The 25,987-nt window shown below is 42.1% G+C and carries 25 protein-coding genes; 16 read left to right on the forward strand and 9 right to left on the reverse strand.

Features of this window, described 5'->3' with window-relative positions; all coding sequences use genetic code 11:
* Window positions 1-118: 118 nt before the first annotated feature.
* Window positions 119-1,312: a pyridoxal phosphate-dependent aminotransferase gene (locus ACFQ3S_RS02005; protein WP_377160689.1), complete on the reverse strand. Its 1,194-nt coding sequence runs from the start codon at window positions 1,310-1,312 to the stop codon at window positions 119-121.
* Window positions 1,313-1,400: 88 nt separating this feature from the next.
* On the opposite strand from ACFQ3S_RS02005, the gene ACFQ3S_RS02010 reads away from it, so the two are divergent.
* The 4 genes from ACFQ3S_RS02010 to ACFQ3S_RS02025 are packed head-to-tail and all read left to right on the forward strand — an operon-like array spanning window position 1,401 to window position 4,714.
* Window positions 1,401-2,375 (forward strand): cation diffusion facilitator family transporter, encoded by a 975-nt coding sequence (locus ACFQ3S_RS02010; protein WP_377160692.1) that lies wholly within the window; start codon window positions 1,401-1,403, stop codon window positions 2,373-2,375.
* Window positions 2,375-2,812, forward strand: a complete 438-nt coding sequence (locus tag ACFQ3S_RS02015) for an NUDIX domain-containing protein (protein WP_377160695.1) — start codon at window positions 2,375-2,377, stop codon at window positions 2,810-2,812. Before ACFQ3S_RS02010 ends, ACFQ3S_RS02015 begins: the two co-directional genes overlap by 1 nt.
* The gene (gene bioA / locus ACFQ3S_RS02020) at window positions 2,809-4,074 is read left to right on the forward strand and encodes an adenosylmethionine--8-amino-7-oxononanoate transaminase (protein WP_377160698.1); all 1,266 of its coding nucleotides are present in this window, start codon (window positions 2,809-2,811) and stop codon (window positions 4,072-4,074) included. Before ACFQ3S_RS02015 ends, bioA begins: the two co-directional genes overlap by 4 nt.
* A 10-nt stretch (window positions 4,075-4,084) precedes the next feature.
* On the forward strand, window positions 4,085-4,714 hold the full coding sequence (locus tag ACFQ3S_RS02025; RefSeq protein ID WP_377160700.1) for a hypothetical protein: 630 nt from the start codon (window positions 4,085-4,087) through the stop codon (window positions 4,712-4,714).
* A gap of 174 nt (window positions 4,715-4,888) precedes the next feature.
* On the opposite strand, the gene ACFQ3S_RS02030 is transcribed toward ACFQ3S_RS02025, so the two are convergent.
* From ACFQ3S_RS02030 to ACFQ3S_RS02040, 3 genes are all read right to left on the reverse strand, one after another.
* Window positions 4,889-5,530, reverse strand: a complete 642-nt coding sequence (locus ACFQ3S_RS02030; protein ID WP_377160703.1) for a hypothetical protein — start codon at window positions 5,528-5,530, stop codon at window positions 4,889-4,891.
* Between the two features lie 37 nt (window positions 5,531-5,567).
* Window positions 5,568-7,694, reverse strand: a complete 2,127-nt coding sequence (locus ACFQ3S_RS02035) for a ComEC/Rec2 family competence protein (RefSeq protein ID WP_377160705.1) — start codon at window positions 7,692-7,694, stop codon at window positions 5,568-5,570.
* Window positions 7,695-7,777: 83 nt separating this feature from the next.
* Window positions 7,778-8,113: a MerR family transcriptional regulator gene (locus ACFQ3S_RS02040; RefSeq protein ID WP_377160708.1), complete on the reverse strand. Its 336-nt coding sequence runs from the start codon at window positions 8,111-8,113 to the stop codon at window positions 7,778-7,780.
* 127 nt (window positions 8,114-8,240) lie between these two features.
* Here ACFQ3S_RS02040 and ACFQ3S_RS02045 point away from each other — a divergent pair, with 127 nt between their 5' ends.
* The 3 genes from ACFQ3S_RS02045 (at window position 8,241) to ACFQ3S_RS02055 (ending at window position 11,114) form a co-directional block, all read left to right on the forward strand.
* Window positions 8,241-9,233, forward strand: a complete 993-nt coding sequence (locus ACFQ3S_RS02045) for a D-alanine--D-alanine ligase (protein ID WP_377160711.1) — start codon at window positions 8,241-8,243, stop codon at window positions 9,231-9,233.
* Window positions 9,234-9,372: 139 nt separating this feature from the next.
* Window positions 9,373-10,008, forward strand: coding sequence for an ABC transporter ATP-binding protein (locus ACFQ3S_RS02050; RefSeq protein ID WP_377160713.1), 636 nt, complete (start codon window positions 9,373-9,375; stop codon window positions 10,006-10,008).
* Complete coding sequence (locus ACFQ3S_RS02055; RefSeq protein ID WP_377160716.1) at window positions 10,005-11,114, forward strand: hypothetical protein; 1,110 nt, start codon at window positions 10,005-10,007, stop codon at window positions 11,112-11,114. The genes ACFQ3S_RS02050 and ACFQ3S_RS02055 overlap by 4 nt, the downstream gene beginning before the upstream one ends.
* 104 nt (window positions 11,115-11,218) lie before the next feature.
* Here ACFQ3S_RS02055 and ACFQ3S_RS02060 read toward each other — a convergent pair whose 3' ends face one another.
* Window positions 11,219-11,629: an acyl-CoA thioesterase gene (locus tag ACFQ3S_RS02060; RefSeq protein WP_377160718.1), complete on the reverse strand. Its 411-nt coding sequence runs from the start codon at window positions 11,627-11,629 to the stop codon at window positions 11,219-11,221.
* A 214-nt stretch (window positions 11,630-11,843) separates the two neighbouring features.
* Here ACFQ3S_RS02060 and rpsO point away from each other — a divergent pair, with 214 nt between their 5' ends.
* The 6 genes from rpsO (at window position 11,844) to ACFQ3S_RS02090 (ending at window position 17,902) form a co-directional block, all read left to right on the forward strand.
* The gene (gene rpsO / locus ACFQ3S_RS02065; RefSeq protein ID WP_377160720.1) at window positions 11,844-12,122 is read left to right on the forward strand and encodes a 30S ribosomal protein S15; all 279 of its coding nucleotides are present in this window, start codon (window positions 11,844-11,846) and stop codon (window positions 12,120-12,122) included.
* 117 nt (window positions 12,123-12,239) lie between these two features.
* On the forward strand, window positions 12,240-14,378 hold the full coding sequence (gene pnp, locus ACFQ3S_RS02070; RefSeq protein ID WP_377161834.1) for a polyribonucleotide nucleotidyltransferase: 2,139 nt from the start codon (window positions 12,240-12,242) through the stop codon (window positions 14,376-14,378).
* Window positions 14,379-14,545: 167 nt separating this feature from the next.
* The gene (locus ACFQ3S_RS02075; protein ID WP_377160723.1) at window positions 14,546-14,821 is read left to right on the forward strand and encodes a hypothetical protein; all 276 of its coding nucleotides are present in this window, start codon (window positions 14,546-14,548) and stop codon (window positions 14,819-14,821) included.
* A gap of 122 nt (window positions 14,822-14,943) precedes the next feature.
* Complete coding sequence (gene rpe, locus ACFQ3S_RS02080) at window positions 14,944-15,594, forward strand: ribulose-phosphate 3-epimerase (RefSeq protein WP_377161836.1); 651 nt, start codon at window positions 14,944-14,946, stop codon at window positions 15,592-15,594.
* 159 nt (window positions 15,595-15,753) lie between these two features.
* A complete protein-coding gene (gene serC / locus ACFQ3S_RS02085) occupies window positions 15,754-16,824 on the forward strand; it encodes a 3-phosphoserine/phosphohydroxythreonine transaminase (protein ID WP_377160725.1) in 1,071 nt (356 codons plus the stop codon).
* 121 nt (window positions 16,825-16,945) lie between these two features.
* Entirely contained in the window at window positions 16,946-17,902 is a 957-nt protein-coding gene (locus tag ACFQ3S_RS02090; RefSeq protein ID WP_377160728.1) for a D-2-hydroxyacid dehydrogenase, read from the forward strand.
* A 72-nt stretch (window positions 17,903-17,974) separates the two neighbouring features.
* Here the strand turns inward: ACFQ3S_RS02090 and ACFQ3S_RS02095 are convergent, their stop codons facing one another.
* The 4 genes from ACFQ3S_RS02095 to ACFQ3S_RS02110 all read right to left on the reverse strand — a co-directional run bounded on the left by ACFQ3S_RS02095 (window position 17,975) and on the right by ACFQ3S_RS02110 (window position 21,425).
* Window positions 17,975-18,901, reverse strand: a complete 927-nt coding sequence (locus ACFQ3S_RS02095; protein ID WP_377160730.1) for a ribonuclease Z — start codon at window positions 18,899-18,901, stop codon at window positions 17,975-17,977.
* Window positions 18,902-18,923: 22 nt separating this feature from the next.
* Window positions 18,924-19,301 carry an STAS domain-containing protein gene (locus ACFQ3S_RS02100; protein WP_377160732.1) on the reverse strand — a complete coding sequence of 126 codons (378 nt, stop codon included), beginning with the start codon at window positions 19,299-19,301 and terminating at the stop codon, window positions 18,924-18,926.
* A gap of 51 nt (window positions 19,302-19,352) precedes the next feature.
* Window positions 19,353-20,297, reverse strand: a complete 945-nt coding sequence (locus ACFQ3S_RS02105) for a phosphoribosylaminoimidazolesuccinocarboxamide synthase (RefSeq protein WP_377160735.1) — start codon at window positions 20,295-20,297, stop codon at window positions 19,353-19,355.
* 165 nt (window positions 20,298-20,462) lie between these two features.
* Window positions 20,463-21,425 (reverse strand): PhoH family protein, encoded by a 963-nt coding sequence (locus ACFQ3S_RS02110; protein ID WP_377160737.1) that lies wholly within the window; start codon window positions 21,423-21,425, stop codon window positions 20,463-20,465.
* Between the two features lie 104 nt (window positions 21,426-21,529).
* On the opposite strand from ACFQ3S_RS02110, the gene ACFQ3S_RS02115 reads away from it, so the two are divergent.
* The 3 genes from ACFQ3S_RS02115 (at window position 21,530) to ACFQ3S_RS02125 (ending at window position 25,960) form a co-directional block, all read left to right on the forward strand.
* Window positions 21,530-22,306 (forward strand): SAM hydrolase/SAM-dependent halogenase family protein, encoded by a 777-nt coding sequence (locus ACFQ3S_RS02115; RefSeq protein WP_377160739.1) that lies wholly within the window; start codon window positions 21,530-21,532, stop codon window positions 22,304-22,306.
* A gap of 330 nt (window positions 22,307-22,636) precedes the next feature.
* Window positions 22,637-24,472 (forward strand): ABC transporter ATP-binding protein, encoded by a 1,836-nt coding sequence (locus ACFQ3S_RS02120; protein ID WP_377160742.1) that lies wholly within the window; start codon window positions 22,637-22,639, stop codon window positions 24,470-24,472.
* Between the two features lie 93 nt (window positions 24,473-24,565).
* The gene (locus ACFQ3S_RS02125) at window positions 24,566-25,960 is read left to right on the forward strand and encodes an MBL fold metallo-hydrolase (protein WP_377160744.1); all 1,395 of its coding nucleotides are present in this window, start codon (window positions 24,566-24,568) and stop codon (window positions 25,958-25,960) included.
* Window positions 25,961-25,987 lie beyond the last annotated feature (27 nt).

Raw genomic sequence — 25,987 nt, forward strand, 5'->3', positions numbered from 1 at the left:
AGAGCCCGGTGGTATACCGAGCTCTGATACAAAAAACTTAATTTTGTAAACTGTCTAACTTTTGGGGGTCACATCAATATGATGCAGCCTTTTTTTTTGGCTATGATACGGATGTTTGTTATTGCAACTGGCCCAAGGCTTTTTTAATACGTTTTACGGCTTCTATCAATTTATCTTCGGCGGCGGCATAAGAGATACGGATAGATTTAGGATCGCCGAATGAATCACCGCCAACTACGGCCACGTGTGCTTCTTCCAGCAGGTAAATGCTTAGTTCATCGGCATCGTTAATAACCTTATCATTAAATGATTTGCCAAAGAACGAGGTTACATTAGGGAAGAAATAAAATGCACCTTCGGGCAGGTTAACTTTTAAGCCTTCTACTTCCTGCAATAAACCATAAACCAGGTCGCGGCGTTTTTTAAACGCGGCGCGCATTTCCAATACCGAATCTAACCCACCCATATAAGCCGCAATACCGGCACGTTGGGTAATAGAACAGGTACCTGATGTAATTTGCCCCTGCATTTTGTCGAAGGCCGTAGCCAGTTCTTTGCTCGAAGCACTGTAGCCAATTCGCCAGCCGGTCATGGCGTATGCTTTTGAGAAACCGTTGATGATAATCACTCGGTCTTTAATACTGGCAAACTGCGCAATCGACTCGTGCTTATCTACATAGTTTATGTGCTCGTAAATCTCGTCGGAAATGATGTAAACCTGCGGATGACGCTCAAAAACCTCAGCCAATGCGGCTAATTCGGTTTTGCTATATAAACTACCGGTAGGGTTAGAGGGCGATGAGAACATGAACAGCTTAGTTTTATCTGTTATGGCGGCCTCTAATTGTTCGGCATTAATTTTAAAATTTTGTTCAACCGTGGTATTAATATACACACTTTTACCTTCGGCAAGTTTTACTACCTCAGAGTAGGATACCCAGTAAGGAGTTGGAATAATTACTTCTTCTCCCGGGTTAACCAAACATAGTATGGCGTTGGCAATGGCCTGCTTGGCACCGGTTGATACCACAATGTCGGTAAAATCATAATCGAGGTCGTTTTCTGTTTTGAGCTTATGCACAATAGCCTTTCGCAGTTCGGGGTAACCAGCTACAGGTGTATAGTAGGTAAAATTGTCATCCATGGCCTGTTTGGCTGCCTGTTTAATGTGCTCAGGGGTATGAAAATCAGGCTCGCCAAAGCTGAGGCTAATTACATCAACACCCTTTGCGGCCAGCTCGCGGCCCATTTTTGCCATTTTAATGGTCTGTGATTCAGACAAATTGTTAATTCTGTCACTAAGTGCGCTCATAGTAAAAATTGAAGTTGCGGCAAATATAGAAAATTACTTTACCCGTATTTAAACAGCTTATGATTAAATTTGACCAGAATTTATATCATTGAAGGAAAAACGGAATATTATAATTGTAGCGCTGGTAATGAGCGTGGTATTAATGCTGGCTAAATTCGGCGCTTACTTTATTACCGCATCCAACTTTGTGTTAACTGATGCTGCCGAAAGTATTGTAAATGTAGTTGCCAGTTCATTCGCATTTTTCAGCATATATATATCCTCTCGCCCGCGCGATGAAAACCACCCTTACGGGCATGGTAAAATTGAGTTCTTCTCCGTGTTTTTAGAAGGTGCCTTAATTTCCATCGCCGGGATTGGTATCCTGTTTAAATCGGTTTACGGACTTTTTTATCCGCAGGTAATTCATGATTTGTTAACGGGTGCTGTTATTATTGGTTTAACCGGGGCTGTTAACGGTGCTTTGGGTTACTATATGATTCATAAAGGCAAAGCGTTAAAGTCTGTAACTTTAGATGCCGACGGCCGGCACCTGCTTACCGATATGGTAACCAGTGGAGGCCTGGTTTTAGGCTTAGTGTTGATCAATTTTACCGGGCTTATCTGGCTGGATGGTGTGCTGTCTATTGTGGTGGGTTTATATATTTGTTTTAGTGGTTACCAGCTCATCCGTAAATCGGTTGCCGGGTTAATGGACGAAACGGATTTTGCCGTGGTAGAGCATATTATAAAAGTGCTAAATGATGAGCGCAAGCCCGAATGGATTGATATTCATAACCTGCGTGCACAAAAATACGGACATGAATTGCACCTGGATTGCCACATGACCCTGCCTAACTATTTTGACTTAAACAGGGTACACCAGGAAGTATCATTAGTAGATAAACTGATTAACGAAAAAGCGGGTGTACCCACCGAACTCTTCATACATACCGATCCTTGCGTGCCCGAGTGTTGTCACTATTGCAGCATGCCCAACTGCCCTATACGGTCGGAAGTTAAACGCGTGGATATTGAGTGGACTATGGAGAACATCATCCGCAACAAAAAACATTACGAATAATGTATTTTAACGTACGGGTTTACGGCTTGCTTATTAACGAGCATCGGGAAATTTTATTAAGTGATGAGCAGGTACAAGGCTACCGGTTTATTAAGTTTCCGGGTGGGGGAGTAGAGTTTGGAGAAGGATTAATAGAAGCACTAAAGCGCGAGTTTGTAGAAGAATGTAATACTGAAGTGGAGGTTTTGAGTCACTTTTATACCACCGACTTTTATGTGAAGTCGGCCTTTAACGATTCGCAGATTATCAGCGTATATTATTTGGTAAAACCGGTTGGCAACCTGAATTTTGTAACGAAGACCGATCTGTTCGATTTTGAGGGTAAAGGCGATAGCCTGCAATCTTTCCGTTGGAAAAAACTGGATGAATTGCAGCCCGAAGATGTAACCTTCCGCACAGACCAATATGTAGTTGAACTATTGAAAACAGCTAAATGAATTTAACCGAACGCGATTTAAAAGTTATATGGCATCCTTACACCCAAATGCAAACCGCTATGCCGCCTATTGGCATTGTAAGGGGCGAAGGTGCTTGTTTGTATAGTGAAGATGGAAAGGAGTATATTGATGCCATATCATCATGGTGGGTGAATATACACGGGCATGCACACCCTTATATTGCCGCACAGGTTGCCAAACAATTAAACAACCTGGAACACGTTATTTTTGCCGGCTTTACCCATGAACCCGCTGTTGAATTGGCCGAACGCCTGCTGGCCCTGCTGCCACATAACCAAGCCAAAGTATTTTACTCCGATAACGGATCGACCGCTGTAGAAGTGGCCCTTAAAATGTGTTTGCAATTTTGGTACAATAAAGGTGAGCAACGCAGCAAAATGCTGGCTTTCAAAAACGCCTATCATGGTGATACCTTTGGCGCTATGGCCGTAAGTGGCAGAAGCGCCTTCACCAGCGCATTCGATCAATTACTGTTCGATGTAGAATTTATTGATTTGCCTACGGCAGATAATATAGAAAGTATAAAGGTGCAAATATCGGGTCTCAAAACAGAACTCGCTTGTTTTATTTTTGAGCCACTGGTGCAGGGATCGGCTGGGATGCTTATGTATGAGGCCAATTATTTGGATGAACTGGTACTGCACTGTAAACAGGAAGGAATTTTTACTATTGACGATGAGGTATTTACCGGCTTTGGTCGCACAGGCAAAAACTTTGCCAGCGATTATTTGCAGCATGAGCCCGATATTATGTGCTTTTCTAAAGGGTTAACCGGCGGTACTATGGCACTTGGTATTACCACTTGCACACAACATATCTATGATGCTTTCTTATCGGATGATAAGTTAAAGACCTTGTTTCACGGGCATTCGTTTACCGCAAATCCAATAGCTTGCGCCGCAGCTTTGGCCAGTATGGATTTGTTCGTAGATCCATCAACCAGGCAAAACATACAACGGATAGCCGATAGCCATGCTGCGTTCGCACTGCAAATAAAAGATCATCCGCGTATTAAAACCGTAAGGCAAACCGGTACTATATTAGCTATGGAATGGAATACGCAGAATGATACTTCATATTTTAATAACCTGCGTGATACCTTGTACCGTTTTTTCTTAGCCGAAGGAATTATACTACGGCCTTTAGGCAATATAGTTTACATTTTACCGCCATATTGCATTACCAACGAGCAACTCAGCTATATTTACGGCGCTATACAAAAAGCCCTGCAAACTTTATAACAAGCTGTTTATGGAACTCAAAAAAATATTTGCCACTATTGTAAACAATAATAACCTGCATGCCCGCTGGTTAAATACACTGTCGCTGATGGAGAACACCGGCGCACGTAAAATATCGGCCAGCGAAGACCCTGCAACGGTTACCTATATCATCCTCAAGCATGCTGCCGAAGAGCACCGCCATGCATTCTATCTCAAAAAACAAATAGAAAAAATAGAGGAGGCTGTGATGCCAACTTATGCACCGCAGTATTTATTAGCCGCCACGCATAGCAAGCGTTACCTTAACCAACTGGATGTGGATGTATGCCGTTACCTGAAAGAGAAGTTAGCCTTAACCGGTAAAGAGCTTCGTTTTGCGGCCTACCTGCTGGTAACTTACGCCATTGAGGTACGTGCCGATGAATTGTACCCCATTTATCAGGACGTACTTAGCGAAGCTAACAGCAAGATCAACGTTAAGTCTATCATATTGGAGGAGGAAGGCCACCTGGAAGAAATGATTAACCAACTACAGCATTTTTCGGCCGATTGGCAGTTACATGCAAGCGAAGCTGTGGCCATTGAAACCCACTTGTTTAATACCTGGGTAAAAGCTGTAGGGGAAGAGATTGAAAGCATGGCATCAATGGTACTTTAACGCCAATTTGTTGTCCCGTACGGTAGTGAGGCATCTTTTGGAATTGCCAAGTTACCACATGTGGTTCTGAAAGCATTGCCCGTTATCACTCAAAATTATATAAAATTCGATGTAACAAAAAAGGTCTTTTCGCAAAAGCAAAAAGACCTTTTTTGTTACATCGAAAACGGCTGTTTATCTGCCGCCGCCGCTCATGGCGCTCAATTCGGTAAGAGTCATTTTATCGAAACCTGCAGGGATAGCAAATGTACCGGCAGGTACTTTGGCATCAGAAATAGTTTTTAAAGTGTTGGTTACGTTGCGGCCCATTTGGCTAATGGTAAACTGAACGGGAAAACCGCCAATTTTAGCATATAAATTGCTGTATGCGCTTGCTGGTGCCGAAATATCGGTAGTTACCCAGGCATCGAAAGTATTGCCGCTCTTCGCATCTTTAGCTACTACTTTTTTACAATTGAAACCGGCAATTTGCTTGGTTTCGGTACCTGGGGTAAAAGTAAAGTTCGGAAGTTTAGATAAAGCTTCTTCCAGTTCGCCCGGGGTTGCAATAGCCGCTTTCTTCATGTTGGCCACGGGTACATCAACTAACACGGCCATATAGTCTTCTTTAAATCCAATTACTTTAATGTTGGCAGGGCCTTGTTGCATGGTAGTGGCCGATGAATCGCCTTTGAAAAAAACTTTGGCTTCAACAGTTTGTCCGTTAACGCTGGCTTCGTAAGTAGCGGTACCTTCAGTGTACTTTTTTTGTGCAGTAGCACTTAGGGCAGTTGCGGTAAGGGCAAGGCCCATAGCAGCAGTAAATAGTTTATTCATGATTGTTTGATAATATGCAGTTAATAATTAATTAAAGTTATTGATTTATATATTTAGATGCAACAATAAACGAATTGTTACGCCTTAATATATTTATTTTTAAGTGAAGGCTATCGGCCTCATGCTGTAGTTGGCTTAAATGTTGGGCTAAGTTGTTAGCATCGGCAATTAAAAGCTTAAAGTTATAATTATTATGTATAAATGTGAGATTGCTATGCGGATTGTGGGTAAAAAATAAATAGTCGATGTTGATTTTTGGGGATAAGACTGCCTTTTGCAGTGAAGGATTAAACCATAGCACAGATTTATTTTTAAACTGCATTAAATGTTCTTGCTTCCGAAAAAATGAGTTTTGCATATTTTTAGCCGGTTGACAAATTATTACACTATCTACACCTAAACTATCTAAACAAGGTTGAATGCTGTACGAATAATTCTTGTCTTGAGGTGTGAGATCGGTTACCAATACCGCTTCCCGTCCCGTTTGAAATAAGATGGCCGAGTTCTTTTTTACATTAAAGAAGATAATATGATTGGCCTTGTGCTTTTGAATGCCTTTCCAACTTAAACAGGTACATAAAATCAACAAACATAATAGAGCCGCTGCGAGTTGCTTGGTATGCTTACAAAGCAAGAAGTAAATAAAGCAACCAATGATGAGGTATAACAGCAAATGCTCCCAGGGCGTGAACCAGATTTGGCCAATACTGGCAAAAGGTAAATGCTCTATGTAAATGAGTGCCTTGTTCATGAGTAATATGGACTGTTCTAATACATAGCCCAGGAAGGCGGTCAAAGGCGATAACAATTCAAAACATGAACTCATTAGGAATACCATTCCTCCAATAACGATCACTTCGGCAGGAACAATAATGAGCAGGTTGCTTATCAGGAAATATAATGGAAACTGGTGAAAATAATAGGCACTTAGCGGAAAGGTGACGAGTTGTGCCGCTAAAGACAAGGCGCATAATTTCCAAAACTTTTTTACCCATTTGTTTTTTAACTCCAATTGTTCTTCAATAATGGGTTGTATGGCTACCAGGCCAAATACGGCTATAAACGACAATTGAAAGCCAACATCGGTTATCAAAAAGGGATTATACAGCAAAAGGGCAAATGCCGAAACGGCCAGCACGTTCAAGGCATGGACGGGCCTACCGCTGGCCTGGCTGATGATAAGCATAGTTAACATAACCGCTGCCCTGCAAACCGCGGGTGAAAGTCCGGTGAGGATGGCGTATCCCCAAATTAAAATTAAAGAGAGTAAGGCATTAAACACACGGCCATAACGGTAATGCCTGAAAGGCTTTAGTAAAAAGGCGATCACAACAAAGATGATAGCCACATGCGCACCTGAAACAGACAGCACATGGATGGTTCCTGTTTTGGAATACGCTTGCAAAATATCGGCACTCATATCGGCTTTATATCCTAATAACAGGGTAGAGGCTATTGCCGCCGCATCTTTATCGTGAATATATAGCTTAATGGAATTGACAAGTTGTTGCCTTACCCTGAGTGAATAAGCAATAACCAGATTCCCCGTATGGCGTTGTAATACCCTGAACTGCGCCCTGGTAATAAAGCTTTGATGATAGATATTTTGATGGGCCAGGTATTGTTTGTAATTAAATTCGGCTGGATTAAAAGGTGGATCAACCGGTTTGTAGTTGGCTGGTATAAGCAATTGGTCGCCGTAATTTACCAAATGCGAGTTACTATCGGCTACCAGTGTAACTAATATTTTGCCCGTAGATGATTGGTATTTGCGGGCTGCAATTGTGTTAGTGACTTTTACTGTAAAGCGGGTGTAAATACCTTTTTGTTGTGGCTCATTAATGATCTGGGCTATCAGGAAATTAGCTTTCGCTTTTGAAAAGTGATCGTTTTTAACCAAATCATTATTTAGCTGACAGCTTAACCAGCCTGCGCAAAGCAAAAAAAGATGCATGGCAATACTGCCAACCCATGAAAATTGGTTTCCGTTAATTTTATTATACAGTAAATTTAAACTGATAAAGAGTAAGCATGCAAATACCCCTGTACCAACCCCAATAGGAAACAGGAAGAACCCCTCACTGTATAAACCAAGCACAATACCCGCCATAAAGGGCAACAGCCAATACAAAATAGAAATTTCGCCTTTGTGTGCCCGGAGCATAAGGTTCAGGAAATATTTAAAGCGTGACTAAAAGATTAAGCCGCCTCTAAAATACAATTATCCCGCAGGAAAAGAAATGGAGATTACAACTGGTCGCGTACTTCGAGCAGGAATTTTTTAAGGTTTTCGAGGGATGTAAGGATACTTTGCTGGCTTTTAGTTTCGCCCATGTTATTTTTCAAATGATCCTTGGCGCCCTGTATAGTGTAGCCTTTATCGCGTACCAAATGAAAAATGATCTTTAGGTTCTCAATATCTTCGTTAGTAAAGTAACGATTGCCTTTTTTATTCTTTTTAGGCTGCAATACATCAAACTCTTTTTCGTAATATCTTATCAAAGAGTGATTAACCCCAAACATGGTAGTTACCTCGCCCATGGTGTAATACATCTTGCTGATATCGCGTTCTTTATATGGCATGCGCAAATATAAATAAAAAACAGAAGCCCCCTCTAAATCTCCCCCGGGAGGGGAGACTTTTAATATTTTTAAAGCCCTCCCTCCCGGGGAGGGTTGGGAGGGGCTGTCTTTTTTATATATTTGGCCTATGAGCAAGAAAAATATTGCCCTTTTGGCCGGAGGCTACACCGGCGAATACGAGGTATCTATCAACAGCGCAAAAAACATTGCAGCCAACCTGGATGCTGATAAATATAACGTGTACACCATTTTAATTAACCGCGACCGCTGGTTTTACCAGGCCGATGGTGAACTGGTGGATATTGATAAAAACGATTTCAGTTTAATGCTTAACGGTATCAAAATTAAGTTCGACAGCGTATTTATTACCGTACACGGTACGCCCGGCGAGGATGGCAAACTGCAAGGCTACCTGGATTTAATTGGCTTACCCTACAATACCTGCGATGCCACCACATCGGCCATTACCATGAATAAGGCTTACACTAAGGTTTTGGTGCATGGCATCAGGAATTTAAATGCCGCAAAATCGGTAAAGTTGTTAAAGAACGATTTGCACGATGTAAGCAGCATTGCGGCTACTTTAAATTTTCCGCTTTTTGTTAAACCTAATAATGGCGGGAGCAGTGTGGGGATGAGCAAGGTGCATAGCGTTGCCGAGCTGCCTGCCGCGCTGGAAAAAGCTTTTCATGAAGATAGCCAGATACTGGTAGAAGAATTTATTAAAGGCCGCGAGTTTAGCCGGGGAATTGCCCGCCTGCATGGCAAGCTGGTGGTGTTGCCCGCTACCGAGATCATTAGCTCGAAAGAGTTTTTTGATTACGAGGCCAAGTACACGCCGGGCGTATCGCAGGAAATTACGCCGGCCCACTTAACCAACGAACAAAACCAGATCATCAGCGATATACTGACCGAGATCTATATCCGCCTAAACTGTCGCGGTATGGTACGTATCGACTTTATTTTGCAAGAAGATACGGGGGATTTTTATTTTATAGAAGTAAACACCACACCCGGCCAATCGGCCAATAGCCTGATCCCGCAACAGGTACGCGCTGCCGGTATGGATGTAAAAAACTTTTATGGTGACATTATAGAAGCATCTTCAATAGGATATTAAGTAGAAAGTCATGCCGGATTTATTTCGGCAATTCACCAGAAAGGTACACAAGCGGTAATCAATTAATTACTTAACACGTGGGATGCCGAAATAAATTCGGCATGACGGTGTACAAAAACATCAACCCAAATTCACGCCCATGCTCCGTTTCGCCAACTTTCAAAAATCATACGGTAACTACCCGGCATTAAGCATTCCCGATTTTGCTATTGATGCCGGTATATACTGGATCAAAGGTGTGAACGGATCGGGTAAAAGTACGTTGTTGAAATCAATAGCAGGTATCTTAGCTTTCAATGGCGATATATTATTGAATGATATTAGTATTAAAAAGCAACCGGTAGAATATCGTAAGCTGGTGAACTTTGCCGAGGCCGAGCCGCTGTTTCCTGAGTTTTTAACCGGGCGTGAACTGATCGACCTTTTTGCATCGGCCAAAAATGCAACCGCAGGGCAGGAGCAGCCTTACCTCGAAAGTATGGGGATGGGCGGCTATATCCATAAACCGGTGGGCACTTATTCGAGCGGTATGCTGAAAAAGTTGTCCTTATTACTTGCTTTTTTGGGCAAACCAAAATTTATTTTGTTAGATGAACCCTTAATAACTATTGATACTGCTGCCTTAACGGTGCTTTACCAATGGATAGCCAGCCATCATCAGCAATATGGTACCAGCTTTTTGTTGTCATCGCACCAAATACTGGATTCGATAGCTTTGCCTGCGCAGGTATTACAGATAGAAAATCAATCCCTGAGCGTATTTACCCCTATATGAAGCAGCCGCTTACCCATATTTTAAGCCGGATATTTGTACGAGGATTTTACCAGGCCCACGCCGGTATGTTCCTGTTCTTTTTCCTGTTCATGATAGGTGCGGTGGATCCGGGGCAGTTATTAAATTACCATAAAACACTGATGCTGGCCTTTATAACCAGTCCACTCATGTTGCTTGTAGTTTTTGCCGCTTGGTTGTTATACACTTTTAAATGCTGGCATTATATTTTAGGGCAAATTGCGGCTCCAACACAGCATTTTCTATTTTACAGTATCAATTCGTTTTCGAGAAAAGAGCAGCTTACGGGTTGGTTTATAACGCAGCTCTATGTGCTGTTACCGGTAATTGCGTACGGTTTAATAGCTGTTGGCGTAGGGGTATCGTACAATTATTATGTAACGCCGGTTAGTATTATATTATACCTGTTGTTGTTGGCCGCTGCGAGTGCTTGGTTGTATGTTACTGTGGTGAATAAGTTGGTTGATAGCGGTAATCCATCGTGGCTGCTCAGGTTAAGCAGTAGCTGGAAAAAGCCTTTTTACAGTTTGTTTATTTATAACTTATTAAACCGGCTCAAAATTCCGTACGCTATTACTAAGGCCTTATCTTGGTTGATTATAACCGGCGTATTCCAACTATTTAACGATGTGAAAACCGATTCGCGGGTGGCCGGTATGGCGGTACTTACCATATCTGTTGCACATGCAGTTTTGGTATTTGAGGGCCAGCGTTTCGAACAAACTCAGTTGAGCCTCTCCCGTAACTTCCCTTATTCATTTATGCAACGCTATGGCTACATTTTTCTCAGCTACTTGTTGTTGCTATTGCCAGAGGCAATTTGGCTGTTCAGCCGGTTTAACCCTTTGCTGGCCGTGCAACTTTTGTTCATGACCGCAAGCATGCTTGTGCTGCTGCATTCGCTCATTTATTATATAGGCCTTAACATGGATAAGTACCTGCAATGGGTAATGGGTTTATTTATTGTGCTGTTTTGGGTAATGATGTTTAAGCTGATCCCAATACTCATTATAGGTAATGTGGTAATTTCTTACCTCATTTTCAGCAGGTATTATTATCGGGACATGCCTGTAGTGGCTCAAAAGTAGATTCAGTCTTTCTGCATTTATTTCAGCATCCTATAATAAGCGGCAGGAGGATGCTTTGAGCGAAAGCAGGTTACAATCTTGGCTCTTCATTCTGTACCCTTTACCTATATCCTGTAATGCTCCACAATATCCTGCGGTATCTTCATGCCCCGGCCGGTTTTCATATCTATCATCACATAATCGAAATAACCATCGCAGCATATTTTTTTAGTGGCTTTATTAGTGAGGGTAAAGGCAACCCGGCAACCTTTGTCGTTTACGCTTTCTATACCGGTACGTACTAAAAAATAATCTCCAATAGTAAGCGCACGTTTGTAATTAATGTGTGCGGTACTTACTACCCAGCCAAAGCCGCGTTCCATAAACTTTTCCATGGCCATGCCATAGTAGGTTTCCATTTGCTCGTAACGGGCAGCCATTATATAATCAAAATACCGGCTGTTGTGCACATGCTGAAACATGTCTATATCATCGGGCCGTACACGGTGCTCGGTTTCAAAGGTGCTGTATGTCATGAATAAATAATAAAGGCGAAAGGTAAAAGGTTTCAATTAATCTAAAACTTTATTAAGTATAAAAGGTAAATTGCTCAAGTAAAAAACAGGTTGTACCTCTCAACTTTACGCCCTTAACCGTTCACCTAATAAATCACTTTTTACTTTCAACTTTAAACGTTACATTTGCACCTTAATTAACAAAAATAATTCACGCTTTAATATTATTCACGTAATGTATTTAAGTTCAGAGTGGAAAACAGAGATTTTCACAACACATGGTGGCGAAGCCACTAACACAGGTTCGGCCGAAGGTCAGGTTGCTTTATTCACAAAACGTATCGCACACTTAACCGGTCACTTAAAAAAGAACAAAAAAGACTTCGCTACTCAATTGTCTTTACAGAAATTGGTAGGTAAACGTCGTGCTTTATTAGCTTACCTGTACAAAAAAGACATTCAAAGATACCGTGCTATCATCAAGGCTTTAGAGCTAAGGGATATTATCAAATAGTACTTACAGTCTTTCAAAAAAGCTGTCCGTTAGCGGATGGCTTTTTTACTTTTACATCAGCAAACAAATAAAAGCCGGTACGCTCTAAAAGATGAAAAGCGTACTATACAAAACAAGATGAGTTACAATGCAATTAAAAAGGTTATTGATTTAGGTGACGGCCGCACCATTGAGATCGAAACCGGAAAACTGGCCAAACAAGCCGATGGTTCGGTAGTTATAAAAATGGGTGATACCATGTTATTAGCTACCGTAGTTTCTTCAAAAGAAGCTAAAGAAGGTATCGACTTTTTACCGTTATCGGTAGATTACCAGGAAAAATATGCGGCTACAGGTCGTATTCCGGGTGGTTTTTTACGCCGTGAGGCACGTTTATCAGATTACGAGGTTTTGATCTCGCGTTTGGTTGACCGCGCCCTGCGCCCATTATTCCCTGATGATTATCATGCTGATACGCAGGTAATGATCTCTTTAATATCGGCCGATAAAGACATTATGCCCGATTGCTTAGCCGGTTTGGCTGCATCAGCTGCATTGTCTGTTTCTGATATTCCTTTTAACGGTCCAATTTCGGAAGTACGTGTTGCCAAAGTTGATGGTCAGTTGGTTATTAACCCAACTTTAAGCCAATTACAACGTGCTACTTTAGAATTCATTGTAGCCGGTTCGGAGCACGATATTAACATGGTGGAAGGTGAAGCACACGAAATTCAGGAAGCTGAATTGGTGGAGGCTATCAAATTTGCACATACCGCTATCAAAATTCAGTGTTTAGCTCAAAAAGAGTTGACTATTGAAGTTGGTAAAACCGAAAAACGTACGTACAGCCACGAGCACAGCAACGAAGACTTGAAAAAAGCCATTTATGCTGCTACTTATGAGCAGGTATATGCTATTGCTGGTTCAGCTTCGGCTAAAGATGAGCGTTCGGTTAAGTTTAGAGAAGTACGTGATGCTTACATCGCCACTTTAGGCGAAATTGACGATATTACGAAATCGTTAGCTAAAAAATATTATCACGATGTAGAGTACGACGCTATCCGTAACCTTGTTTTAGATGAAGGTAAACGTTTAGATGGTCGTCAAACTACGCAGATTCGCCCTATATGGAGTGAAGTTGGTTACTTACCATCTGCACACGGTAGCGCGGTATTTACCCGTGGCGAAACTCAGGCTTTAACCACCGTTACTTTAGGTGCTAAGGATGATGAGCAAATGATTGATGGCGCATTTATCAATGGTTACCAAAAATTCTTGTTACATTATAATTTCCCTGGTTTCTCTACTGGTGAGGTTCGTCCTAACCGTGGCGCTGGCCGTCGCGAAATTGGTCATGGTAACCTGGCTATGCGCTCGTTAAAACGTGTATTGCCTGCCGAAGATGAAAACCCATACACTATCCGTATTGTATCTGATATCCTGGAATCGAACGGTTCGTCGTCAATGGCAACAGTTTGTGCGGGTACATTGGCTTTAATGGATGCCGGTATTAAAATTACCGAGCCCGTTTCAGGTATAGCCATGGGCTTAATCACTAACGAAATGGGTACTAAATATGCTATCCTTTCCGATATTTTAGGTGATGAAGATCACTTAGGTGATATGGACTTTAAGGTTACCGGTACTAAAAATGGTATAGTAGCCTGTCAAATGGATTTAAAGATCAATGGTCTTTCTTACGAAGTTTTATCAAACGCGTTAGATCAGGCTAAAGAAGGTCGTTTACATATCCTGGGCGAAATGGCAAAGACCATAGCTGCTCCACGCGAAGATTACAAGCCTTTTGCTCCACGTATTGTCACCCTTAAAATCGACAAAGAATTTATTGGTGCAGTAATTGGTCCCGGCGGCAAGATCATTCAGGAAATGCAACGCGAAACCGGTGCAAACATCAATATCGAAGAAGTTAACAACATGGGTATCGTTCAGATATTCGGTGATAACAAAGAAGCTATTGATGCTGCCGTTAGCCGTATCCGTGCAATTGCTATGCGACCAGAGGTTGGCGAAATTTACGAAGGTAAAGTTCGTTCGATAATGCCTTTTGGTGCATTTGTAGAAATTATGCCGGGCAAGGATGGTTTATTGCACATTTCAGAAATAGATCACCGTCGTATTGAAACGATGGACGGTGTATTTGAAGTAGGTGAGATTGTTCGTGTTAAGCTAATGGATGTTGACAAACAAGGTAAATTAAAACTTTCCCGTAAGGCACTATTACCGCGTCCGGAAAGAAACGATTCTCCAAGAGACTAAATAATTTGCTTTTTAGCAATTAAAACCACATATCTTGAGATTTTATCAAAGGATATGTGGTTTTTCTGTTTGTTTTTTGTTTCTTTGCAAACCCCCTAAGGTCATTAATTAAGCTATTGGATAATTGTAGATATTGCCGAAACATCTAAAGTCCGATCCTATTGAAAATGACATCTACTGCTAATGATGATCCTTTAGATTTTTTGAGTAACAATGTACAGGGTACAACCAGCGGCACACAGGCCGACCTTATACAACTGTTGCTTTATGAAATTATAAGAGTCAAAGATTTAATAAAATACTACGAAGGTATTCCCAATGGTGCAGGCCAGCTGGGTGCATCCATACTTAATGAACTTGTATCTGAAGCTTACCAATCCCTGGTAAATTATGATACTGTGCTAATGCGTAAATATTACGAACTGTTGCAAAACTGCGACTGATAATTTCTATTGCCTTTCTTTTTTACATCATTACAACTACCAGTTTCTTCTTCATTATTAGCTTAACTGTTTACTTTATAGTTTACTGTAATACTTTTGCCGATATGCCTATATTTGACGGCATGAAGCATTTAATTGCACCCTCTATTTTAGCGGCCGATTTTGCCAATTTGCAACGCGATATAGAACTCATTAACCAAAGCGAAGCCGATTGGATCCATGTTGATATTATGGACGGCCTGTTTGTTCCTAATATATCTTTTGGTTTCCCTGTAGTTGAAGCGGTAAAAAAACATGCCACCAAGCCGCTCGACGTTCACCTCATGATCGTAGACCCCGACCGTTACCTCAAAGCTTTTGCCGATGCCGGTGCAAGTCATATCACTGTTCATTATGAGGCCTGTACTCACCTGCACCGTACCATTCAGGCAATTAAAGAATTAGGCTGCAAAGCCGGAGTGGCGCTAAACCCACATACTCCTGTAGCATTGTTGGAGGATATTATTACCGATTTAAACCTGGTGCTCATTATGTCTGTTAATCCCGGTTTTGGCGGGCAAAAATTTATAACCAACACTTATAAAAAGATAGAACAGGTTAAGGGCATGAGCGCAGTAAGCAATCCCGGATTATTTATAGAAGTTGACGGCGGCGTAAATCTGCAAAACACATCACAATTAGTAGCTGCAGGTGCCAATGCATTGGTTGCCGGTAATTTTGTTTTTTCGTCGGATGATCCGTTGCAAACTATTCAGCAACTAAAGCAAGCTTAACAAACAGATTACATTAGCGCCAAAAATAATTCTGAAATTTTACACAATGGCCAAGCGTTATTTATAAAATAATAATTAACTACCAATTTAATAGGGTAATTATTTAACTTCGGCCAAAACTAAGTAACCTTATTGGTCTTGGTAAATTCACTTAAAGCTATGAAACATAATTTCGGTGCCGGACCAGGCATCCTTCCTCACGAAGTATTGAAACAGGCTGCCCAGGCAGTGGTTGATTTTAATGGTATAGGTTTGTCAATTCTCGAAATATCACATCGTTCGGCCGAGTTTGAGGCAGTTTTAGCTGAGGCCGTAAAACTGGTTAAAGAATTGTTAGAAGTACCGGAAGGTTATTCGGTGCTATTTTTACAAGGTGGCGCCAGCCAGCAGTTTGCTATGGTACCTTATAACTTATTGCCTGAGGGTGGTAAGGCTGCTTACCTTGAAACAGGTGTATGGGCCAATAAGGCAGCTAAAGAAGCCAAATATTTTGGTAACATGGAAATTGTGGCTACCTCCAAGGAAAGCAACTTTACCTACATCCCTAAAGATTATATGGTACCTGCCGATGCAGCTTACTTCCACATCACATCCAACAATACCATATACGGTACCCAATTACAGGATATCAAACCATCGCCAGTACCCATGATTGCTGATATGTCATCTGATATTTTCAGCCGTAAAATTAATGTGGCCGATTTTGGTTTGATTTATGCTGGTGCTCAAAAAAATATGGGCCCTGCCGGTACTACGCTCGTGATCATTAAAGATGAGATACTGGGTAAGGTAGATCGCAAGATCCCGGCTATGTTCAATTATCAAACCCAGATTGAGGGTGGGTCAATGTATAATACCCCACCCGTATTTGCTATTTACGTATCGATGTTGACGCTTGGCTGGTTAAAAGCTAAAGGCGGTATAGCCGCTATGGAAAAGGAAAACGATGCCAAAGCAGCCATGCTGTACCGCGAAATTGACCGTAACCCATTGTTTAAAGGTGTTGCTGCCACTGAAGACCGCTCCAAAATGAATGTATGCTTTGTGGTTAACAATCCCGATCACGAAAAAGCGTTCTTGAAATTGTGCGATGATGAAGGTATTGTGGGTATTAAAGGTCACCGCAGTGTAGGCGGTTTCCGTGCGTCAATATATAACGCCCTGCCTACCACCAGCATCCATGTACTGATAGATGCCATGCAGGAATTTGCAGAAAAAAATAAAGGTTAGTTGATTAGTGAGTGGTTGATTAGTTAAGTGGTTGAATTATTATAAATACAACAACTACATAACCAATTAACCACTTAAAACTCACTACTCAACTACTCACCATTCAACTATTCACCAAACCATGATAAAACTACTCGCTAATGATGGTATAGATCCGGTTGGCAAGCAAATGCTTGAGGCTGCCGGTTTTACCGTTGATACCACTTTTATACCGCAGGATGAATTGCCTGTGAAATTACAAGCCTACGATGCCATAACCGTACGGAGTGCTACCAAAGTGCGCAAAGCTTTAATTGACCAATGCCCCAACCTAAAGCTTATTGGCCGCGGTGGAGTAGGGGTTGATAATATTGATGTGGAATATGCAAAGGAGAAAGGCGTAGCTGTGTACAATACCCCTGCAGCATCATCGGCTTCGGTTGCCGAACTGGTGTTTGGTCACTTGTTTACCGGTGTACGTTTTTTACAGGATGCTAACCGCAAAATGCCGGTTGAAGGTGATACGAAGTTTAATGACCTCAAAAAAGCTTATGCCAAAGGTATTGAATTGCGTGGCAAAACTATTGGTATTTTAGGGTTTGGACGCATAGGCCGAGAAACGGCTAAAATAGCTTACGGCCTGGGTATGGAAGTACTGGCCTTTGATGTGCATCCATCCGTAACCGAACTGGAATTGGTTTTAGGCGGCGGTGTAAAAGTAAACGTACCTGTACAATATACCGAAAAAGATGAGGTAATTGCTAAAAGTGATTTCATTTCTCTGCACGTACCATATAGCCACGAACCGGTGATTGGTGCCCGCGAATTTACTTTAATGAAAAAAGGTGCCGGATTAGTAAACTGCTCTCGTGGTGGAACCGTTGATGAAAGTGCTTTATTAGATGCCCTTAACAGTGGCCAGTTAGCTTTTGCCGGTTTGGATGTGTTCGACAATGAGCCAACTCCACGTGCCGAATTACTACAGCATGCTAAGATTTCCTTAACACCGCATATTGGTGCTTCCACAAATGAAGCCCAGGAGCGTATCGGGGTTGAATTAGCTACGTTAATAATTAATCATTTTAAGCAACTTGCTTAACAGAGTTTAAAATAAGAAACAGAGCCTTAACAAATATTGTTGAGGCTTTTTTGTTGGCGGAACGACTTAATATTAAACCAGATCATCGCCTACAGCAAAGGTAATGCCCTCAATGGCCAGCTCGGTTTTGGGGAACACACTGCGGGCTTCGTCGAGTAATTCGTTAAGGCTTTTGTAACGCGCCGAAAAGTGGCCGATGATCAATGATTTGGCACCTGTTTGCAAGGCTACCTGCCCTGCCTGCCAGGCGGTAGTATGAAAAGTTTTATTGGCCCTATCGAGCATGTTGTGCAAAAAGGTAGATTCGTGGTATAACAGGTCTACATTTTTAATCTGTTCAAAATACCGCTCATTGTAAATCGTATCTGAGCAAAAAGCATAAGATTTGGGTTGATCCGAGTCTATAGTCAGTTCGTGGTTTTTATATGTTTTTCCATCGGCGGCGGTAAATGGCGCCCCCTTTTTAAGCAATGCATAATGTTCTACCGGTACTTCTAAAGCTTCTACCTTTTCTTTGATGATCTTGCGCAAGCGTTTCTTTTGTTTGAACAAGAAACCTGTTGTAGGTATGCGATGATCGAGCGGAATGGTTTCTACCGTTACGTCCTGGTTATCGAGGATAACTTCGGGCGTAATGGAGTTGGTTGGATAGAATTGCAGATCGTAGTTTAAGTACGTATCTGAGTATTTAAACTGCAGATCAATAATTTCTTGCAGTGGTGCCGGGCCAAATAACTTTAACGGCTTAATGCGCCCATTAAGTTGCATAGATGATATTAAACCAATAAGGCCGAGGTAATGATCACCGTGAAGGTGGCTAATGAAGATATGATCTATCTTGCTGGCTTTAACATCAAACCGGAGCATTTGCACCTGTGTGCCCTCTCCGCAATCTACCAGGTACAGATGCTCATTAATATTTAGCACCTGCGCCGTAGGGTTTCTGTTGAATATAGGTGTTGCTGAACTGCTTCCAAGTATGGTTACCTCAAATCTCATAATGGGTAAACACACATAAGTCTTATTTTGCTTCTCTTTTCAATTCTTTTTCTATCTCTTCCATAAAAATATGGTCAATAGCTTCTTCGGTAGTTGGTACAATGGTCAACACATTTTCCAACTGAGAAATGCTTACCAGGCGCGATACCGCATCGTTTAAGCAGGCCAGTATAAAACTGCCTTCGGCATTTTTACATAAACGGTGACCAACCAGCAGGCTGCTTAAGCCCGATGAATCAGCAAATTTAACCTGGCAGAGATCTAATATTATATTACGTTGCCCCTCGGTATTAATGAGTATTAACTCAGATTTTAGTTGAGGTGTGATTAATGAATTCAGCTTTGATTCGTTTAATTTAATCAAAACGTACTTTTCATGTTTATCAACAGAGAATTTCATGTTAAAATAATTATAGGGCTAAAGATATAACTTATTTGTCTATTAATAAAATCACAAAGCACGCAGTGAAAGGTTAACCGAATTTTCTACCCTTGCAATTACATCTTGTGTGCTGCTTTTTTCGAAAGTTTTGCCGGTAATTTGTTCAAAAAGCTCTATATAACGCTCAGATATGGATTGCACGATCTCGGGTGTCATCACTGGTACAGTTTGCCCTTCTTTACCCTGAAAGCCGTTTTCAATCAACCATTTGCGTACAAACTCCTTGCTTAACTGCTTTTGTGGCTCGCCGTTTTGTTGTCTGTGAGTATAACCTTCACTGTAAAAATAGCGGGAAGAATCGGGTGTATGAATTTCATCAATGAGGAAAATCTTACCATCGGCTTTACCAAATTCATATTTGGTATCTACCAAAATAAGTCCCTGCGCAGCGGCAATTTCGGTTCCGCGCTGGTACAAAGCACGGGTATATTGTTCCAGTTGCACATAATCTTCTTCACTTACAATGCCCTGGGCTAAAATCTGCTCACGCGATATATCCTCATCGTGCCCTACAGATGCCTTGGTGGTTGGGGTAATAATAGGCTCAGGCAATTGATCGTTTTCTTTTAAACCCTCGGGTAAGGTTACACCGCAAACCTGGCGTTTACCGGCAGCATATTCACGTGCGGCATGCCCGGCTAAATAACCGCGGATCACCATTTCTACCTTAAAGGGCTCACACATTTTGCCAATGGTAACGTTTGGGTCGGGCACGGTAATAACCCAGTTTGGTACAATATCGGTTGTGGCCTGTAAAAAATGTGCCGCAATTTGGTTCAATACCTGCCCTTTATAAGGGATAGGCTCAGGCAATACCACATCAAAAGCTGAAATACGGTCACTCACCACCATTACCAGTAACCTGTTTTCAATGGTATATACATCGCGCACTTTGCCCTTGTAATAAGCAGTTTGCCCCGAAAAATTATATTGTGTTTGTTTAATAGCTTCCATTTGTTAGGGTCAAGAGTACAGAGTCAAGAGTCAAGAGTACAGAGTCAAGAGTCAAGAGTCAAGAGTACAGAGTACAGAGTACAGAGTCAAGAGTCAAGAGTCAAGAGTACAGAGTGAGAGTCTTAAACAAGTCTTGACTCCTGACTCTGTACTCTTAATTCTCTTTTATTGTATATCCCCGTACGCTTCTAAAATACGGCGTACCAGTTTGTGGCGCACTACGTCATCGCCGTTCAGGTAAATAATGTCGATGCCTTTAATATCGGTTAAAATACGTAGGGCCGTGTGCAGGCCCGATTGCTGCTTTTTGGGCAAATCAATCTGCGTAACATCGCCTGTTACAATAAACTTGGCCGATGGCCCCATACGGGTTAAAAACATTTTCAACTGCATATCGGTAGCGTTTTGGGCCTCATCCAATATTACAAAACAGTTATCTAAGGTACGGCCACGCATAAACGCTAACGGAGCAATTTCAATGGTACGGTTTTCCAGGTAAGTTTTCAGCTTTTCGGGCGGTATCATATCGTCTAGCGCATCGTATAGCGGGCGCAGGTACGGGTCTATCTTTTCCTTTAAGTCGCCGGGCAAAAAGCCCAGGTTCTCCCCTGCCTCAACAGCCGGGCGGGTTAATATAATCCGTTTGATCTCTTTATTTTTCAAGGCCCTTACCGCTAAGGCAACCGCCGTGTAGGTTTTACCAGTACCAGCCGGACCAATAGCCAGCAAAATATCGTTCTTCACAATACTATCTACCATGCGGCGCTGGTTAACCGTGCGGGCTTTCACCATAATGCCGTTATGGCCAAATACGATAACCTCACCCATGTTGCCCGGCTTATCGGTTGCCGGGTCGGCAGGTTTAGGCTCAATATGCTTGGTGCCTAAAATCCGCTCGAGGTCGGTTATGTTCAGGGTGTCAAACTTTTCTACGTGCTGTAGCAGTTGTCCAAACTTCTCGTTAAAAAAGGCCAGTTCCTGTTCGTCCCCCAACACTTTCAACTCGCTGCCCCTGGCAACCAATTTAAGTTTAGGATATTGCTTCTTAATGATCTCAAAATGATCATTGTTAGGCCCCCACAGTACCGCGGGGTTGAGGTGTTCAATTGATATTTTAAGTTCGTTCAACAGAAAATGATTTTTATAGTTGCTGATTCGTTATGGTTAAATTTTTGAATATTTGCACCTTGTTAATGCTTTTACAAGATTAGCAATAAATATTTTAAATACGAATGTCAATAATTACTTTAACAACTGACCTGGGCGATAAAGATATTTATCAGGCTGCATTAAAGGGCAGTATTCTGAGGATATTACCCACAGTTAATATTGTTGATATTACCCACTCTGTTGCCGCCTTCAATATACAACAGGCAGCTTTTATTTTAAAGAATAGTTTTTATTATTTTCCTGAAGAAACCGTACACCTCATTGGCATTGATACCGTTTACAGCGATGACACCCGGTTTTTAGCCATCCGTTACCAAAACCACTATTTTGTGGGTGCCGATAACGGTATATTTTCGCTCATTTTTAACGATGAAAGCGAGGAAATGGTGGAGATAGATATTTTACAGGACCATAAATTTTTGCATTTCCCACTGGCCGATATATTTGTAAAAGCCGCTTGCCACCTTGCCCAGGGCAAACCTTTAACCCAAATTGGTATCCCGGTAAATAGTATTGAAAAAAGGGGCACCCTGCAACCGGCCGTTGAGCGTAACCAGATCAGGGGAATGGTTATATATATCGACTCGTTCCAAAACGTAATTACCAATATTACCAAAGAGTTTTTCAACCGCATACAGGAAGGCCGCCGGTTTGTACTTTACTTTAAACGTAACGAAACCATAACCCACCTGAGCTGGCATTATAATGAAGTGCCTGAAGGCGAAAAGCTTTGCCTGTTTGGTATAAGCGATCACCTGGAGATTGCCATTAATAAAGGCAACGCCAGCGGCTTGCTGGGTTTAAACCTGGGCGATAGTGTGATTATTGATTTTCAGTAATATTAAGGCACCAAAACAACGCTTCGGCCCTTTGGGCTCTTAAACCTGTACTATTTTTTCCGGGTGTTGCCTATGGCCCGCGCTATCCGCTCATACTGCACAGGCCTTAGCCACGGGCCTGTATCCGCTTCTATCGCTAACACGAGTTACGGTTAATGAAGTAGTTGAGTAATTTGTTCTCTCAACACCACTTAACTCATCAACAATTTATTATTCTTCACTCATTACTTTACCATTTCATTATAACGTCAATTTTACCAACAATTACCTTTAAACACGCTTTTAAAGCGTACTTTTACCCGTTAAATTAGTTGAGGAAGAAAGTATTTTATGGCCAGATCACGATTGAATAGTGGGAATGCAGCTGAGAAAGAGTTACCTAAAGCAAAGATCAACAAGCAAAGCCTTCAAAAGATCAGTCAACTCATAGGCTACATAAAGCCATACCGTGCTAAGTTTTTCGGCGGGTTGGTGTTTTTGATAATTTCCAGCTTAACCGGTCTGGCGTTTCCAGGTTTATTTGGTGGAATGATAGATGCTGCACAAGGTAAGCAGCATTTTAGCTTTATACCCGCAAACCTGCGTACCATCGGCGAAATTGCCATTGTTATCCTGTTTTTGCAAGGCTTTGTGTCTTACTTTCGTATTACCTGGTTTGTGCAGGTAGCCGAAAAATCACTGGCCGACATCAGGCGCGATACCTATTTTAAACTGGTTACCCTGCCTATGAACTTCTTCTCTAACCGCCGTGTTGGAGAATTGAACAGCCGTATTTCATCCGATCTTTCCCAAATACAAGATACCCTGACCACCACCTTTGCCGAAATGATACGGCAGATTATTATCCTGGTAGGGGGAATTATTCTATTAGCTATATCATCCATTAAGTTAACATTGGCGCTGCTACTGGTTTTACCATTCCTAATCGTAATAGCTATTTTCTTTGGCAAATTCATCCGCAACCTATCGCGCCAGGCGCAAGATAAACTGGCCGAATCAAACACCATTGTGGAAGAAACCCTGCAAGGTATTGCTAACGTAAAGGCTTTTGTTAACGAAGCCTTTGAGGCCGGCCGTTATACCAAAAACCTGAACGAGGTGGTTACACTGGCCGTTAAAGGTGCCAAGTACCGGGGCTTGTTCGGGGCTTTTATTGTGTTCTGTTTATTCGGAACCGTGTTTTGCGAAATTTGGTATGGCTCGTACCTGGTATCCATTCATGATAACGGCTTAACTTTTGGCAAGCTAACTGATTTTATTATTTATGCGGCCTTCATTAGCGCGGCCATGGGCAGCCTGCCCGACTTGTATGCCAATATGCAAAAAGCCATTGGTGCGAGTGAAAGGGTATTAGAGATATTAGCAGAAAAAGGCGAGCAGGTATCGATACATGAAAGTGAAAATTTAATTAAACAAACTATACGCGGCGACTTGACGTTCAACAACGTTAACTTCCATTATCCTTCGCGCCCCGAAGTAGAGGTACTGAAGGGAGTTACCCTTCAAGCAGATGCCGGGCAGCGGGTGGCCATTGTGGGGCCAAGCGGTTCGGGTAAATCCACCATGGCGGCATTAATACTACAGTTCTACCACCCGCAAAGCGGCACTATGCTATTTGACGGAAAACCGGCAGACGAGTATTCGTTAACCGACATACGCAACCAGGTAGCTATTGTACCGCAGGATGTATTATTGTTTGGTGGTACCATTCGCGAAAACATCGCTTATGGTAAGCGCAACGCTACCGAAGCAGAGATCATCCAGGCAGCCAAACGCGCTAACGCGCATCAATTTATCGAAGGCTTCCCCGAAGTTTATGATACTATTGTAGGAGAGCGTGGTGTAAAATTATCGGGCGGACAGCGTCAGCGTATTGCCATTGCACGGGCTTTGTTAAAAAACCCTTCCATATTGATTTTGGATGAAGCTACTTCTTCGTTGGATTCAGAATCGGAACGGTTGGTACAGGAAGCTCTGGAAGAGCTGATGAAAGGTCGAACATCCATCATTATAGCTCACCGCCTATCTACCATACGCGAGGCCGATAAAATTGTAGTATTAGAAAAAGGCCGTATTATTGAAAGCGGCACCCACAACCAACTGATGACCCAGGAACAGGGCCTGTACCGGTACTTGAGCCAATTGCAATTTGATACAAGTGCATAGGGCACTTGGTTCATGGTTTATAGTTGATGGTTCCATGGTATTATAACACCATGGCATGGCTATGAACAATGAACCATTAATAATGAACTAAAAATGAAACTAACCATACACGGGGCGGCCCGTCAGGTTACCGGCAGCATGCATTTGCTGGAGGTTAACCAATATAAAATTTTAATTGATTGCGGGCTTGATTACGAAAAAGACCGCAATGTACAAGCTAACGAAGATTTCCCTTTTAACCCGGGCGAAATTGATGTGGTGATACTTACGCATGCTCATATAGATCATTCGGGCAACCTGCCTACGCTGGTGCGCATGGGTTTTAACGGGCAAATTTTGTGTACTCCTCCCACTGCCGAATTAACCGAACTGTTGCTCATGGATTCGGTAAGTATATTTTTGCATAAGCAGCATAAAAGCCGCAAACATGGCCGTGGAAAACATCATGGTTCACGTCCGCAACCTTTATACCTGCAAAAGCACGTAATGGATACGGTTGAAAGGTTTGTTACTATTGGCTTTAATAGGCCCTTCCGTTTAAACGGTGATGTGGAGCTGAATTTTATACCGGTTGGGCACCTATTGGGCGCTGCCGCTGCCGTACTCAAGATCAACGATAACGGCGAAGAAAAAACGATAGCATTTACCGGCGATATTGGCCGCAAAAATTACCCGGTGTTAGATGACCCGCAAACTTTGCCCCCGGTTGATTACCTGGTAACGGAATCTACCTATGGAGGCCGGTTTCATTCTAAAGACAAAACCATTGAGGAAGTACTGATTGATACTATTGAAAAGGCTTGTATTAAAGAATCGGGCAGGTTAATTATTCCTGCGTTTAGTATTGGCCGTACCCAGGCACTGGTTTACTCGTTAAATAAGATCTTTAGCAGCGGCTTGTTGCCGCCGGTTAAAGTATTTGTAGATAGCCCTATGGCTAACGCATCAACTAACGTTTTCCGTAAGCACCATGCGTTATTAAATACCGAAGCACAGGATTTTTACCGGGCTAAGGGCGATGAGTTTGAGTTTGATAACCTGAGTTATGTAGAGAACCTGAAGGAAAGCCAGCAGATTTCAAATTACTTTGAGCCTTGTATTATCATCTCATCGGCGGGTATGCTTGAAGGTGGCCGTATTCAGGACCACTTGTATAATAATATTCAGAATTATTACTGTACCATACTCTTTATAGGCTATTGCGCCAAAAACACTTTGGGGTACCGCTTATTACGAGGCGACCCTATTGTGCATATTAAAGACCGCGAAATGTCGGTTTACGCCACCATTAAAAAGACGGATCTTTTTAGTGCCCACGGCGATCATGACGATTTGGTGAATACCGTAAAGCAACAACCGGCAAACCGTTTGAAACAGGTGTTTTTAGTACACGGGGAAACTGAGAGCATGCAAGCCATGGCCGATGCTTTGGAGCAGTACGGCTACCGGGTAATACTGCCCGAGAAAGGTTTTACGTACCAATTGTAAATGCTGATTTATATAAGCATATTTACA

It is taken from the genome of Mucilaginibacter terrae, from assembly GCF_042679325.1.
Classification (GTDB): domain Bacteria; phylum Bacteroidota; class Bacteroidia; order Sphingobacteriales; family Sphingobacteriaceae; genus Mucilaginibacter; species Mucilaginibacter terrae.

Excerpts from the sequence above, each read along its gene's own strand:
- ACFQ3S_RS02005 (WP_377160689.1), bottom strand. The coding sequence starts at position 1,312 with ATGAGCGCACTTAGTGACAGAATTAACAATTTGTCTGAATCACAGACC.
- ACFQ3S_RS02015 (WP_377160695.1), top strand. The coding sequence starts at position 2,375 with ATGTATTTTAACGTACGGGTTTACGGCTTGCTTATTAACGAGCATCGG.
- bioA (WP_377160698.1), top strand. The coding sequence starts at position 2,809 with ATGAATTTAACCGAACGCGATTTAAAAGTTATATGGCATCCTTACACC.
- ACFQ3S_RS02025 (WP_377160700.1), top strand. The coding sequence starts at position 4,085 with ATGGAACTCAAAAAAATATTTGCCACTATTGTAAACAATAATAACCTG.
- ACFQ3S_RS02030 (WP_377160703.1), bottom strand. The coding sequence starts at position 5,530 with ATGAATAAACTATTTACTGCTGCTATGGGCCTTGCCCTTACCGCAACT.
- ACFQ3S_RS02035 (WP_377160705.1), bottom strand. The coding sequence starts at position 7,694 with ATGCTCCGGGCACACAAAGGCGAAATTTCTATTTTGTATTGGCTGTTG.
- ACFQ3S_RS02040 (WP_377160708.1), bottom strand. The coding sequence starts at position 8,113 with ATGCCATATAAAGAACGCGATATCAGCAAGATGTATTACACCATGGGC.
- ACFQ3S_RS02045 (WP_377160711.1), top strand. The coding sequence starts at position 8,241 with ATGAGCAAGAAAAATATTGCCCTTTTGGCCGGAGGCTACACCGGCGAA.
- ACFQ3S_RS02050 (WP_377160713.1), top strand. The coding sequence starts at position 9,373 with ATGCTCCGTTTCGCCAACTTTCAAAAATCATACGGTAACTACCCGGCA.
- ACFQ3S_RS02055 (WP_377160716.1), top strand. The coding sequence starts at position 10,005 with ATGAAGCAGCCGCTTACCCATATTTTAAGCCGGATATTTGTACGAGGA.
- ACFQ3S_RS02060 (WP_377160718.1), bottom strand. The coding sequence starts at position 11,629 with ATGACATACAGCACCTTTGAAACCGAGCACCGTGTACGGCCCGATGAT.
- rpsO (WP_377160720.1), top strand. The coding sequence starts at position 11,844 with ATGTATTTAAGTTCAGAGTGGAAAACAGAGATTTTCACAACACATGGT.
- pnp (WP_377161834.1), top strand. The coding sequence starts at position 12,240 with ATGAGTTACAATGCAATTAAAAAGGTTATTGATTTAGGTGACGGCCGC.
- ACFQ3S_RS02075 (WP_377160723.1), top strand. The coding sequence starts at position 14,546 with ATGACATCTACTGCTAATGATGATCCTTTAGATTTTTTGAGTAACAAT.
- rpe (WP_377161836.1), top strand. The coding sequence starts at position 14,944 with ATGAAGCATTTAATTGCACCCTCTATTTTAGCGGCCGATTTTGCCAAT.
- serC (WP_377160725.1), top strand. The coding sequence starts at position 15,754 with ATGAAACATAATTTCGGTGCCGGACCAGGCATCCTTCCTCACGAAGTA.
- ACFQ3S_RS02090 (WP_377160728.1), top strand. The coding sequence starts at position 16,946 with ATGATAAAACTACTCGCTAATGATGGTATAGATCCGGTTGGCAAGCAA.
- ACFQ3S_RS02095 (WP_377160730.1), bottom strand. The coding sequence starts at position 18,901 with ATGAGATTTGAGGTAACCATACTTGGAAGCAGTTCAGCAACACCTATA.
- ACFQ3S_RS02100 (WP_377160732.1), bottom strand. The coding sequence starts at position 19,301 with ATGAAATTCTCTGTTGATAAACATGAAAAGTACGTTTTGATTAAATTA.
- ACFQ3S_RS02105 (WP_377160735.1), bottom strand. The coding sequence starts at position 20,297 with ATGGAAGCTATTAAACAAACACAATATAATTTTTCGGGGCAAACTGCT.
- ACFQ3S_RS02115 (WP_377160739.1), top strand. The coding sequence starts at position 21,530 with ATGTCAATAATTACTTTAACAACTGACCTGGGCGATAAAGATATTTAT.
- ACFQ3S_RS02120 (WP_377160742.1), top strand. The coding sequence starts at position 22,637 with ATGGCCAGATCACGATTGAATAGTGGGAATGCAGCTGAGAAAGAGTTA.
- ACFQ3S_RS02125 (WP_377160744.1), top strand. The coding sequence starts at position 24,566 with ATGAAACTAACCATACACGGGGCGGCCCGTCAGGTTACCGGCAGCATG.